Origin of the sequence: Salinicoccus sp. HZC-1 (genome assembly GCF_046736035.1) — a bacterium.
GTDB lineage: Bacteria > Bacillota > Bacilli > Staphylococcales > Salinicoccaceae > Salinicoccus.
The window spans coordinates 2,349,850-2,362,117 of record NZ_CP177130.1 but is presented as its reverse complement, the minus strand read 5'-3'; the positions used below and the strand labels follow the sequence as shown (position 1 = coordinate 2,362,117).

Here is a 12,268-nt window from a genome sequence, read left to right as displayed (position 1 = left end):
GAGGACGATCTTTAATGAAGCATCTGTTTATAAAAGGTAAAAATAATAGTAATCGGACTTTGATTCTATTCCATGGTACCGGTGGACGGGAAACGGATCTGCTTGAAGTGGCGACTATGGTGAATGGTTCTGCAAATGTACTCGCACTCCGCGGCTCAGTGGAGGAAGATGGACAGGCGAGATATTTCAAAAGACTTTCTTCCCATCAGTATGATGAGGAAAGTCTGAAAGAGGAGGGCGACAGGATCGCTTCCGAAATAAAGCATCTTGCAGCCGAATATGATCTGGACCTGGCTAAAGCAATTTACCTCGGGTATTCCAATGGGGCAAATATGGCAGCATATCTGTTGCTCAACCATGATATTCCTGTAGCGGGCGGCATGCTCATGCACCCTGCATACAGAAGTGAACTGATCAATAATGGGATATTGCTCCAAAACAGCGTGCTGATCACTGCCGGTGCCAGAGATATGATGGCGACTGCAGGAGAGGCGTATGAATTAAAAAAGCACCTTGAGTTAAAAGGTGCTGCAGTGGAAGTTAAACTGACGGACGGCGGTCATGAGATCGTTTCTGAAGAGCTTATGGAAGGGCATGTCTGGTATTTGAAAGTGGAAAAAATGATGGACGATCTATAGATATTCTTTTCTCAAATAATTTTCCAGTCCGTCTGCATCACATGTATAATCGGTGACCTCGTCAGCGGCGGATTTAATATCATCATCCGCATTTTTCATCGCTGTTGATTTTCCCGCCCTTGCAAACATGGGAAGGTCATTCATGGAGTCACCGATTGCATGTACCTCACTGAAATCAAGATCATAATGTTCCAGCAGAACTTCAATCCCTGTCGCCTTGTCTTTTCCCTTTTTCATCAATTCGGCATTATGGACACTTGTGGTATAGAGGGCGTAGTCCGACGATTCCTGATTCGATGCCAGGAAGTCATACCAGTTTCCAATTTTTTTCGAATCGATGCTGAAAAAGAACATTTTAACGACATCTTCATAAGGGAGTTCATCGACCCACTGTGTATCATTATTTAGACTGCTTTCAGTAAAGTTGATTTCAAATGTTTTCAGTGAATCCGGCTTTTCCAGATTGAAATCTCTGACCGTATATCCTTTATCCTGCAAATGCGTCCGGGATGAATTTTCCAATGTATGGACTTCATAATAGATCTCACGTCTTCTTGCTTCATCAATGATCCTTTCGACCGTGTCCGGGCTGAAGGATGTGGATTGAATCTGTCTGCCTTCAACATAAACCCCCATACCGCTCGCGGCGACATATCCGTCGAGCGGACAATTATCCGGCGTAATGGCCAGTATTTCATGGCTGGTCCGTCCTGTGGCTATGAATATATGCATCCCTTTTTCTTTTAATTCCGCAAGCGTGTCGGATAGAGTGAGGGGGAATTCTGCGTTATGGTCGAGTATCGTTCCATCCATATCCAGGGCAAGTGCTTTCATGTTCGTAATCTCCTCGTTAAATTTCATGTAATATTTTTGATAATAAAATTCCGCAATCCGAATTAATGTGTTAAAATATTCGGTATTATTCATTATTATAAATGTGGTGATATTTTGACACAAATGGGCTTGAAGAAGCCGATCATTGATGGTTTAACCATCGGCATGGGGTATCTGCCGGTGGCAGTCGCTTTTGGTATTACCGCAAAACCACTCATTTCAATGTTTGATACAACTTTGATAAGTATTATGGTTTACGGGGGGGCGAGCCAGTTTCTGGCATTGCAAATGCTGACTTCAAGTGGTGCTGTAGCGATTATACTGGCAATCTTCATACTTAATTCTAGACATTTCGTCATGGCTTTTAAAGTGAATTATGATCTGAGACATGAATCTTTTGTCAGACGGCTTATATTATCCGGATTCGTGACGGATGAATCCTTTGCGGTCACCGCAAATAGGACACCCGAAGAGCAGACTTTTCCGAAGTACTTTGTTACTTTCATTATCGCATATTTGTTCTGGGTTATATTTTCTGCTGTCGGTTATGTGGCCGGCGACTGGATGAGCGAATCCTGGACTATTGCGAGCGGTATTGCGCTTTATGCATTGTTCATCGCACTTTTGGTTCCTGCAGTCAGACTGCATTATAAATACGGACTGGTTGCATTGTTCGGAATGATTTTCCACGGTGTGCTGAGTGTGATACCAGTTATACCCTCCGGATTTGCGATTATAATAGCGATGCTGCTCGCCGCTTTAATGGGTGTTTTACTGGATGGAATGGAGGCGTCTGAATGACAGTCCTGATCATGTTTTTATTTCTGGTGACAATCATTACCCGGATCCTCCCGGCTTTTTTCGTTACAAAACTGAATTTGCCGGAATGGCTTGTTACATATTTGAATTATATCCCATATGCAGCCCTCGGAGTCTTGATTTTTCCGGGGATACTGACTGCAGTGGAACGCCCCATCTACGGCATTCTCGGGGCACTTTTTGCCACGGTGCTGGCATTTCTCAGAATTCCGTTATTCTTCATCGTTTTAGGGTCCATCCTTTTTGTATATCTCATAATGCTGTAGGAGGAAAGATGGTATGAGTGGTTTTCTTTTCATATTCATGAATGTAATACTGCCCATCGGCATCATAGTGGTTATCGGCTACACCGTCCAGCTTAAGTTTAAATTGGACCGGGCCACTTTGGCGAAGCTTGCGATACACTATGTGATGCCGGCTTTTATTTTCATGAGCCTTTATGAATCCGATATTGATTTTTCGCTGCTGCTCAAGATTATATTTTTCCTCGGTCTCTATGCATTCGTAACCTTTGTCATTACGCAATTGATCGCTAAATTTATCGGTTTGGATAAAGGGCGGCGTACACTTTTTACAAATTCCAATCTGCTCTATAATGCAGGGAATTACGGTGTACCGGTCAACGATCTCGTTTTTAAAAGTGATCCATACGCAATGAGTGTGCAGGTCATCATAGTGGTTTTCCAAAACATGTTTGCATACTCATACGGCATTTTCTCTCTCAATGCCGAGAATACGGGGAAGGGCAAAGCGCTGCTGGGATATTTCAGGATGCCCATTTTCTATGGCCTCTCTCTCGGGTTGGTCTTTAACTTCTTTGGGATTAACATACCTGCACCTCTGGAATCCTCTCTGGATTATATGCGGAACGCGATGGTCGGACTGGTACTGTTCATACTCGGGGCGCAGATAGCGGGCATCAAGTTCAGACGCCTGAGATTCAGTGCATTCTTGGCCAGTCTGACACGGCTGGTCATCGGTCCGGCGGTTGCATTTGCAATGCTTTCATTATTCAATGTTGAAGGCATCACCGCCCAGGCGATCCTCATTACATCAGCGATGCCGGCAGCTGTAAACAGCTCGATCATTGCGCAGGAATACAGTGATGATCCGGAATATGCCGCAGAAATCGTTATGATGAGTACACTTTTAAGTGCTGTCACAGTATCCCTGGTTATCTATGTAGCTTTGAACGTGTTCTGATTATTTATCAAATACCGCTCCATTATGGTAAAATGGAGGCAAGATAAACGGAACGAAGGAGATTTCCAGAATGGCTAGTATGAATGAATATTTAAATGTGTATAACATGAATGATCTAAAGCAGATGGCGAGAACGATCTCATTGAAGCATTTTTCCAAACTGAAAAAAGATGAGTTGATCGAAGCGATTATCGAAAAGCAGAAAGAAACGGAAACTGCCGCTTATGCGTATTGCTACATCGACGATGAATCTTTTAAAAACTGGAAAGCAGCAGCGAATAATGACCGCAAGGCACCTTACCAGCTTGAAGAAGTCTTTGGCCTCTACATCATGGGATACGCATTTGAAGAAAAGGACAAAGAGGATCAATACTTTATCACTGATACAGTAAAGAATCTTTTCGATGCAGTGGATACTGAAGAGAATAAAGAAAAGCGCATCACGGTTCAGAGAAAGCTGAACTTAATCCGTGCGTCGCTTCATCTGTATGGTATCGTCAGCTTCGAGCAGCTGATTCACCTCTTTAAAAAGTACTATGATATGAATATGAGTGTTGAAGAAATCACTCAATTCCTGGAAGAATCACCTTATGACATTACACTGGATCAGGAGAATCAGGAAATTGTAATAGACGACATGAATGATGACCAGTATCAAATGGTGCGTAAATTGCAGGGAGCGCGTCCTTACTATGAGCCTGAATTCGCCAAATTCATCAAATTCAGCAATCCGAATTTCATCGATGAATCCGAGCATCATGCCAGGCTGAAGGAATGGATTGCCAAAAATGCAGATGTTTCTGAAGAGCAGTATCATAATGTGTACATTTCACTGCTCCAACTGATTATGAAAGGCGCCAAGCAGGATGAAATAATTCAGTATTTGATGTCCCTCGGCGTAGAATTCAAAGATGTGGACGATCAGCGGGCTTTCTTTGATAATATCGCGGGTATCGTAAATAATACGCGTCATTTCAAATTCCGCGGACATAAGGAATCTGAACTTAAATCGAAAACGATCGTCAGGGAAGTCAAAGTAGGCAGAAATGATCCCTGTCCGTGCGGCAGCGGCAGGAAATACAAAAAGTGTTGTGGCGCATAGTCTTTTCATAAAGTCCTGTTAAGTTTCTGCAGGGCTTTATTTATATAATTTTATGATTGAATTTTCAGAAAGGGGATTTGGACTCAAATGGATCATTATAAATATCCATACTTAAACAGACGGTTCAGTGTATATGCGAAAAACGGGATGGTGGCGACAACCCATCCTGTGGCCACAGATGCAGGAATAGAAGTGATGAAGCAGGGAGGGAATGCAATGGATGCCGCCATTGCGACCGCCGCAGCACTTACGGTGGTGGAGCCCACCAGCAACGGCATCGGCGGGGATGCGTTCATGATTGCATGGATGAACGGCAGACTGCATGGCATGAATGCAAGCGGCCATTCACCCGAAGCTCTGTCCATGGAAGAGATAAAAGCGCACGGATATGGCGCAATGCCGAAATTCGGCTGGCTGCCTGTGAATGTCCCGGGCGTGCCTGCGGCATGGGCAAGCCTGGTTAATAAGTTCGGAAACCTGACGCTGAAGGAAGTATTGGCACCGGCAATCCGTGCTGCAAAGGATGGCTTTGCAGTGACACCGACTGTTGCAAGATATTGGCGGGCAGCATATGATAATTTCAGCAGGGAAGCAGAGAATTTTGAAGAGATCAAACCATGGCTTGAGATTTTCGGCAATCCGACTGTCGGGGAGATTAAGACGCTGCCGCATCATGCGGAGACGCTTGAGGAGATTGCAGATACCGATGCGAAAAGTGTTTACGAAGGCGCACTTGCTGATAAAATAGTAGCGTACAGTGAAAAAACAGGCGGCTTGATTACACACGACGATCTAAAGCATTTCGAAGTCGACTATGTCGATCCGATCAGTGTGAACTATAAAGGGTATGATATTCAGGAAATCCCGCCAAACGGCCAGGGCATAACGGCTCTGATGGCGCTCGGCATACTGAATAATGACGAGTTTAAGCATCTGGATGAGGAAGCGTACCATTATCAGATTGAAGCCATCAAGCAGGCATTCGCAGACACGACAACATCTGTGGCGGACCCGGATCATATGAAAGTGTCGATTGAAGCCCTTCTGGATGAAGCATATTTGAAACAGCGCCGGGCAGAAATCGGCGGCTCGGCGGAATTGAGGGGACACGGCGATCTTCCCCAGGGCGGCACAGTATATCTGGCAACAGCTGACGGGGAAGGGAACATGGTCTCCTATATACAGAGTAACTATATGGGCTTCGGCTCAGGTGTGGTGATACCGGACACGGGCCTGTCCTTACATAACCGTGGACACAACTTCTCGATGGATGAAAACAGTCCGAACTATGTGGGCGGGGGAAAGAAACCCTACCATACAATCATTCCAGGCTTTATTACTAAAGAGGGCGAACCTGTGGGGCCGTTCGGCGTCATGGGAGCGTTCATGCAGCCGCAGGGCCACCTGCAGGTTGCGATGAATCTGATCGATTACGGCATGAACCCGCAAAGTGCGCTGGATGCACCAAGATGGCAGTTCAAATCGGGACTCGAAGTGGAAGTGGAAGACCGTTTCGATCATGATATTTCACGCAGTCTGCAAAGACGGGGGCATAAAGTCAGTGTGAATCTGGAACCGAACAGCTTCGGACGGGGACAGATCATCGTACGGGGCAAAGACGGAGCGCTCATAGGGGGCAGTGAGTCCCGTACGGACGGTTCGATCTCAATATATTAGGTGGAAAATTATGCAGATGAAGATTTTTTTGGCTTTCTTTAAAGTGGGAATGCTCGGATATGGCGGAGGACCCGCTTCCATCCCTCTTGTCCATAAAGAAGTGGTGGACACGTATAAATGGATGACGGATGAGGAGTTCCAGGATTCCCTTGCGATTGCAAATGTGCTTCCGGGCCCGATCATTACGAAGCTGGCCGGCTATATCGGCTTTATGCAAAAAGGCTGGCTGGGCATGGTGAATGCAGTGTTTGCAGCGATTTTACCTACAATCATCCTGATGGTTGTGCTCTTGAAGCTGTTTGCGGAATTCAAGGATCTCGAGTGGGTCCAGGGGATGAGTAACGGGGTCATTCCCGTTGTCGGCGTAATGCTGATCATTCTGACATATGAATTTCTGGAGAAGGCGAAAGCGAAGACAACATGGAAATTCATCATCCTCTTTACACTCGTTTCATTCCTGTTGCTCGCTGTACTTGATATCCACCCGGCGATTGTCATTTTAGTGATAGTGGTCTTCAGCCTGTTCAGGAAGGAAGGAAGAATATGATATATCTACAAATATTTATCGCATTCTTTATTCCCGGAGTGCTTGGATACGGCGGAGGCCCTTCATCCATCCCGCTTGTCGAACAGGAAGTGGTGCAGAATTATGGGTGGATGAACTCGCAGGAATTTGCGGAAGTGCTGGCACTCGGCAATGCTCTGCCGGGCCCGATTGCCACCAAGATGGCAGGGTTCATCGGCTTCGAAGTCGGTGGTGTGCTAGGCTCGGTCGTTGCAGTATCGGCGACCGTACTTCCTTCATTGATGCTGATGGTATTCCTTGCAGGTGTACTATATAAAATGAAGGGGACGAAGAAATTCGAAACCCTTACGACGCTGATCCGGCCGGTGATTGCGATTTTGCTTGGTATTATCGCTTTTGATTTTTTCGCCAGTGCTTTCACGGACTCAGGGGCCGTCCATACAATTATTTTGATGATTACAAGCTTTGTGATGCTTCGAAAGTTTAAAGTGCATCCGGCACTGGTCATTATTTTCGGGCTGGTGTATGGAGCAATTTTATTATGAATCAAAGATTTACTTCTAAAGGAGAATGAATGTGCCAGAGTTGAATAAATTATTGAAAGACGTAGAAGTTCCGGGGACCCGGCAAATGGCCAACAGAGTCGCCCGCATGCCGGAAAGCATCGATCTGACACTTGGGCAGCCGGACTTTCCCACACCGCAATCCATAAGAGACCGGGTGATGGAGGCGGTGGGAGATCAGCCGATGAAGTATTCCCATAACCGGGGGACGATTGAGCTGAGAACAGCAATCGCCAATTTTTATAAAAATAAATACGGTGCTGATTACGATGCGGCTGATGAGGTCATCGTTACAAACGGCGGGAGTGAGGCGCTGGATACGATTTTCCGCACCATCGTGAATCCCAATGATGAGATCATTATGCCTGCGCCCATCTATACGGGTTATGCACCCATTGCCTCCATGCTGGGGGCAAAAACCGTATTAGTGGATACAACGGATACGGATTTTGTTCCGACGGCTGAAAAGATTGAAGCGGCAATTACGGATAAAACAAAGGCGGTCCTGCTTAATTACCCCAACAATCCTACAGGAGCCATTTATCCGGAAGAGACGATAGAATCCCTCGTAAAGCTGTTCGAAAAACACGATATTTTCGTCATTGTCGATGAAATGTATTCGGAAAACACTTTGGACGGGGAGCATTATTCATTTACTTCCTACCCTGAAATTAAAGATAAACTGCTTGCCGTCAACGGCCTCAGTAAATCCCATGCGATGACAGGATGGAGGATCGGATGGCTTTTGGGCAGTGCTGAAATGGTTGAAAAACTGACGCTTGTCCATTTGTATAACACTCTGTGTGCAAGCATGCCAAGCCAGGTTGCGGCACTCGAAGCATTGACCGGTGCGCTGGATGCGCCGGTGGAAATGAATGCAGCCTATGTAGAGAGAAGGGATTATATATATCGGCGTCTTGTGGATATGGGACTGGATGTAGTTCTGCCAAAAGGTGCATTTTACATATTCCCGTCGATCCGGAAATATAATGAAAGTTCATCCGATTTTGCGATTGAACTTCTGGAGACAGCGCAGGTTGCTGTTGTTCCCGGTGCCGCCTTTTCAGAGTACGGGGAAGGGCACATCAGGATTTCATTTGCAACGAGTATGGAGAACCTGGAAGCGGCAGCAGACCGGCTGGAAAGATTTTTGAGCAGGAAAAGCGAAGAATAGACAGAACCGCCCATTTCTATTAAGAGATGGGCGGTTTTGTTTAATATCATTTTTTCTTTCTGAAACGGTTCAGCATCGATTGGGCGAATTGATCGGCCCCTTCTACTTTCAGCACATAGATCAATCCGAAATAGAACATGACCATCACCGGCAGTGCCAAGAGAAGCGCCAGTTTATCCTCCGTGCCGGAACCCGTCACATTGAACAGAAGCAGAGCTGCTGCAGCAGAAATCAAGGCGGCGCCTGAAATTTTCATCACAGACGGCACCAGCTTTTTAAGATGCAGCCTGCCAAGCTTCCTCTGCAGTCCTTTAAACAGTAATACGACTGTGATGAGGGTGGCGATGCTGGTCGCAAGCGCCAGTCCGCCGATGCCGAGCACAGGGGCGAGGAGGAAGTTCAGGGCGATATTGATTCCCATCGCAATCGCGCTGTTAATCATCGGCGTCTTTGTATCCTGCAATGAATAGAATGTGCGGGTCAGTATCAAATTGATGCCTGCTCCGACCATCCCTATGGAATAGAAGAAGAACGCGGATGTCGTCAGTGCTACGGCTGCTTCGTCGAATGCCCCCCGATCGAACAGGAATCGTACAATCGGTTCTGCAAATACCATTGAGCCGATGGTTGCAGGGATAATCAGCAACAGCACGCCTGTAATGGTCTGGTTCATGATGCGCTTAAGGCCTTCAATGTCACCCTTGGCGGCTTTCCTGGATATATCCGGATAAAAGACGGTTACAAACGATGATACAAATATGCCGATGAATGATGTATTCAGTGTGTTGGCATAGTTGATGGAGGAGATTCCGCCTATCGAAATCCAGGATGCCAATGAACGGTCGACCAGCCTGTTCAGCTGGGATACACTTGAACCGAGTATGACAGGGAAGGCGAGCGCAGCCATTTCCTTAATATGCTTGTCTTTTGGATTGAATATCGGCTGAAAATAAAAGGAATGACGATAGGCAAAAAAGACGATGATGAGAAATTGGACGAACAGCGCGAGCACATTCCCAACGGCCAGGATGTATATCCATTCCGTCTTACTGCTTACAATGATGGAAGCAATAAGCACCAGGTTCATCGGTATGCCAATCAACGATGGAACGGCAAAAATCTTTTTATAATTTAAATAAGCACTGAGAATCCGTATGATTATAGTGAAATAGATTCCGAATATGCTGAAACGGGTGAACATGACGGCAAGTGCCAGCACTTCACCTTCAAAACCGATAGCGAATATTTTAACCAGGTACTCTGTGAAAACCAGTGCCAGGATGACAATTGCGGTGCAGATCACCATCAGTATGCTGATCAGGTTATTTGTATACTTTATTCCCTGAGTTTCCCCCAGCCGGTTATCAATACGGGAATAAAGGGGGATATACCCTGTTGAAATCCCCGCTGCAATGACTCCGAAAACGACGGTCGGTATACTGATTGCGAGAAGAAATACATCACTGATAACGGAGGCGCCGTAGAAATACGCGAGCGTCAAATCTCTCAGAAAGCCTGAAATTTTGGATATGATGGTAAGTACCATCAACAGGAGGACTGCTTTTTTCATACCATCACGCTTACTTTATTCTTCATGTACGAAAACCTGGTCTCTGAATCTCAGCATCCTCGTATTCCATACAGGATCTACTTTAATGTGATTCCCCAAGAGGTTATATTCGATGAATAGTGAAGGGAAGTTGACCTTCGCGCCCAGGCTCATTACCTGGCTACCGCAGAAACGGGGGTTGATGTCCGTGAGCTTATACCCATATTCACTCTCCATGAACTGGATATTGATAAAGCCATCATTGACCAGTGCTTCTGTAATCTTTGTGGAAGCTTCGATCAGAGCCTTGTTCTGAATGACTTTTCCATCGAGTACAATGTTGTTGGAAACTCCTGTCCGTTCCCTTGGGACCGCAACAATCACTCTACCGTTGTGGAGGTATACATCGACACTGTACTCTTTTCCTTTGAAAAGGCTCATGGCAAGTTTGCGCTCACGTTCATCAATGGTTCTGCAGTAATCTTCAAAATCCAAAATATTCCTGTTGCCTGCTTTTAATGCTTTTATATAATTGTTTTTGTCCGTTAAAATTGCGAAACCGAGCGAAGCATAGCTGTTTACTGTCTTTACTACAAAATGGGAATCATTATTAAAAAGCTGCTCTTTGATTCCGCGTAAACCCGCTTCGGAATTAAAGCCCTCGTATTTCGGAATAAATTCCCCAAGACCTTGAGCCTCCAATTTTTTGTAAACAGACTCCTTATGCATTAAAATTGAGAAATCATCACTGGCAGGCAGTGCAATCACCGGTTTGAATTCATGACGCCGTTCATGGAAGATAAACACTTCTTCATGCAGAGAAGGGAAGATGATGTCGATTTTCTCATTTTCCGAAATTTTATGTATCATTTCCAGATATGCTTCAATATCTGTATAACGTGGTACTTGATATGTACGGTCACAGAAATGATGACCGGCTGTCACTGTGCGCCTGTCTGCACCAATTACTGTAACATCCTGACGTTCCCTCAGGCCCTGGATGATCCCCTGGGCGATCGGACCGCCGATGCCGGTGACTAAAACATTTATATTACTCATTTTAAATCCCGTCCATTCTTTTGTCGCTTTATGTTTTCTCATTATGTATTTATAACATATTTTAACAAACCAGAAGCGGCTTGTATGGTTAAATAAAAATTAAAATTAAAATATGATTATATTGATGTTAAAATACGATTAAGTGTAAAAATTTCAAGCTGCATTAATCCATTCTAAAATAATAATAACAGAGGAGACAGAATAATGAAGATTTCAAAACAGGATACTTATACTCTGAACAATGGAGTGAAAATGCCGGTTATTGGGTTCGGTGTATACAAAATTCCGGAAGAACAGATGAAAGGAACTATAGATGCAGCACTGGAAGCGGGCTACAGGCATTTTGACACAGCTTCTTTTTATGATAATGAAAAAGGTCTCGGTGATGTGCTGAGGGACTCAAATGTTTCACGTGAAGAGCTCTTCATTACAACAAAAGTCTGGAATGATGATTTGGGGTATGAAGAGACATTAAAAGCGTTTGAAATCAGTCTTGAAAAATTACAGTTGGATTACATCGATCTTTATTTAATCCACTGGCCGATTGAAGGCAAATATACGGAAGCTTGGAAAGCACTGGAAAAACTCTATAAAGACAAAAAAGTTAGAGCGATCGGTGTAAGTAACTTCCACAAGCAGCATCTGGAAGAAATTTTCGAGATCGCAACAGTCAAACCGATGCTTGACCAGCTGGAATACCATCCTCAGCTTGCTCAAAAAGAGATGAGAGCATTTTGTGATGAACACGACATACAGGTAGAAGCATGGGCACCGTTAAAACGCGGTAAATTTTTCGACGAGCCGGTCATCCAGGAACTCGTTAAGAAATATGGGAAATCCCCTGCTCAAATCGTATTGAGATGGGATTTGCAGACAGGCGTTTCAACAATCCCGAAATCCGTCACTGCAGAGAGGATCCAACAGAATATCGATATCTTTGATTTTGAACTTACAGCAGAAGATATGGATAAACTGGACACTCTGGATACCAATCAGAGGATGGGGAAGGATCCGGATAATTTTAGTTTTGATGACTGATCATCTTGCCGGGACCTCGAGTCCCGGTTTTTTTGTGCGGTTTTTGGGCTGAAGATTCGGACGACGTCCGCAAAATAAAAGAGACA

Annotated in this window: 13 protein-coding genes; 10 read left to right on the top strand and 3 right to left on the bottom strand. The window is 45.0% G+C overall.

Annotated elements, in window-relative coordinates; translation table 11 throughout:
* Positions 1 to 14: 14 nt before the first annotated feature.
* Positions 15 to 638, top strand: a complete 624-nt coding sequence (locus ACKRAT_RS12360) for an alpha/beta hydrolase (RefSeq protein ID WP_411842682.1) — start codon at positions 15 to 17, stop codon at positions 636 to 638.
* Here the strand turns inward: ACKRAT_RS12360 and ACKRAT_RS12355 are convergent.
* Positions 633 to 1,472 carry a Cof-type HAD-IIB family hydrolase gene (locus ACKRAT_RS12355; protein WP_411842681.1) on the bottom strand — a complete coding sequence of 280 codons (840 nt, stop codon included), beginning with the start codon at positions 1,470 to 1,472 and terminating at the stop codon, positions 633 to 635. The genes ACKRAT_RS12360 and ACKRAT_RS12355 overlap by 6 nt on opposite strands.
* Before the next feature lie 123 nt (positions 1,473 to 1,595).
* Here ACKRAT_RS12355 and ACKRAT_RS12350 point away from each other — a divergent pair, with 123 nt between their 5' ends.
* From ACKRAT_RS12350 to ACKRAT_RS12315, 8 genes are all read left to right on the top strand, one after another.
* Positions 1,596 to 2,273 carry an AzlC family ABC transporter permease gene (locus ACKRAT_RS12350; RefSeq protein WP_411844459.1) on the top strand — a complete coding sequence of 226 codons (678 nt, stop codon included), beginning with the start codon at positions 1,596 to 1,598 and terminating at the stop codon, positions 2,271 to 2,273.
* Positions 2,270 to 2,557, top strand: a complete 288-nt coding sequence (locus ACKRAT_RS12345; RefSeq protein ID WP_411842680.1) for an AzlD domain-containing protein — start codon at positions 2,270 to 2,272, stop codon at positions 2,555 to 2,557. Before ACKRAT_RS12350 ends, ACKRAT_RS12345 begins: the two co-directional genes overlap by 4 nt.
* Positions 2,558 to 2,570: 13 nt before the next feature.
* Entirely contained in the window at positions 2,571 to 3,494 is a 924-nt protein-coding gene (locus ACKRAT_RS12340; RefSeq protein ID WP_411842679.1) for an AEC family transporter, read from the top strand.
* A gap of 70 nt (positions 3,495 to 3,564) precedes the next feature.
* Positions 3,565 to 4,596: an SEC-C metal-binding domain-containing protein gene (locus tag ACKRAT_RS12335; protein ID WP_411842678.1), complete on the top strand. Its 1,032-nt coding sequence runs from the start codon at positions 3,565 to 3,567 to the stop codon at positions 4,594 to 4,596.
* Between the two features lie 87 nt (positions 4,597 to 4,683).
* Positions 4,684 to 6,273 (top strand): gamma-glutamyltransferase family protein, encoded by a 1,590-nt coding sequence (locus ACKRAT_RS12330; protein ID WP_411842677.1) that lies wholly within the window; start codon positions 4,684 to 4,686, stop codon positions 6,271 to 6,273.
* 10 nt (positions 6,274 to 6,283) lie between these two features.
* Positions 6,284 to 6,820, top strand: coding sequence for a chromate transporter (locus ACKRAT_RS12325; protein WP_411842676.1), 537 nt, complete (start codon positions 6,284 to 6,286; stop codon positions 6,818 to 6,820).
* On the top strand, positions 6,817 to 7,344 hold the full coding sequence (locus ACKRAT_RS12320) for a chromate transporter (RefSeq protein WP_411842675.1): 528 nt from the start codon (positions 6,817 to 6,819) through the stop codon (positions 7,342 to 7,344). The genes ACKRAT_RS12325 and ACKRAT_RS12320 overlap by 4 nt, the downstream gene beginning before the upstream one ends.
* A gap of 31 nt (positions 7,345 to 7,375) precedes the next feature.
* Positions 7,376 to 8,536, top strand: coding sequence for an aminotransferase class I/II-fold pyridoxal phosphate-dependent enzyme (locus ACKRAT_RS12315; protein ID WP_411842674.1), 1,161 nt, complete (start codon positions 7,376 to 7,378; stop codon positions 8,534 to 8,536).
* A gap of 46 nt (positions 8,537 to 8,582) precedes the next feature.
* Here ACKRAT_RS12315 and murJ read toward each other — a convergent pair whose 3' ends face one another.
* Together murJ and ACKRAT_RS12305 are read right to left on the bottom strand one after the other, a co-directional pair.
* A complete protein-coding gene (gene murJ, locus ACKRAT_RS12310) occupies positions 8,583 to 10,106 on the bottom strand; it encodes a murein biosynthesis integral membrane protein MurJ (RefSeq protein ID WP_411842673.1) in 1,524 nt (507 codons plus the stop codon).
* Positions 10,107 to 10,121: 15 nt separating this feature from the next.
* Positions 10,122 to 11,144, bottom strand: a complete 1,023-nt coding sequence (locus tag ACKRAT_RS12305) for an ATP-grasp domain-containing protein (protein ID WP_411842672.1) — start codon at positions 11,142 to 11,144, stop codon at positions 10,122 to 10,124.
* A gap of 201 nt (positions 11,145 to 11,345) precedes the next feature.
* Between ACKRAT_RS12305 and ACKRAT_RS12300 the strand changes: the two genes are divergently transcribed.
* Positions 11,346 to 12,182, top strand: a complete 837-nt coding sequence (locus tag ACKRAT_RS12300; RefSeq protein WP_411844458.1) for an aldo/keto reductase — start codon at positions 11,346 to 11,348, stop codon at positions 12,180 to 12,182.
* Positions 12,183 to 12,268 lie beyond the last annotated feature (86 nt).

Bases quoted from the DNA above. Each gene is read 5' to 3' on its own strand.
- ACKRAT_RS12360 (WP_411842682.1), top strand. From the start codon at position 15: ATGAAGCATCTGTTTATAAAAGGTAAAAATAATAGTAATCGGACTTTG.
- ACKRAT_RS12355 (WP_411842681.1), bottom strand. From the start codon at position 1,472: ATGAAAGCACTTGCCCTGGATATGGATGGAACGATACTCGACCATAAC.
- ACKRAT_RS12350 (WP_411844459.1), top strand. From the start codon at position 1,596: ATGGGCTTGAAGAAGCCGATCATTGATGGTTTAACCATCGGCATGGGG.
- ACKRAT_RS12345 (WP_411842680.1), top strand. From the start codon at position 2,270: ATGACAGTCCTGATCATGTTTTTATTTCTGGTGACAATCATTACCCGG.
- ACKRAT_RS12340 (WP_411842679.1), top strand. From the start codon at position 2,571: ATGAGTGGTTTTCTTTTCATATTCATGAATGTAATACTGCCCATCGGC.
- ACKRAT_RS12335 (WP_411842678.1), top strand. From the start codon at position 3,565: ATGGCTAGTATGAATGAATATTTAAATGTGTATAACATGAATGATCTA.
- ACKRAT_RS12330 (WP_411842677.1), top strand. From the start codon at position 4,684: ATGGATCATTATAAATATCCATACTTAAACAGACGGTTCAGTGTATAT.
- ACKRAT_RS12325 (WP_411842676.1), top strand. From the start codon at position 6,284: ATGCAGATGAAGATTTTTTTGGCTTTCTTTAAAGTGGGAATGCTCGGA.
- ACKRAT_RS12320 (WP_411842675.1), top strand. From the start codon at position 6,817: ATGATATATCTACAAATATTTATCGCATTCTTTATTCCCGGAGTGCTT.
- murJ (WP_411842673.1), bottom strand. From the start codon at position 10,106: ATGAAAAAAGCAGTCCTCCTGTTGATGGTACTTACCATCATATCCAAA.
- ACKRAT_RS12305 (WP_411842672.1), bottom strand. From the start codon at position 11,144: ATGAGTAATATAAATGTTTTAGTCACCGGCATCGGCGGTCCGATCGCC.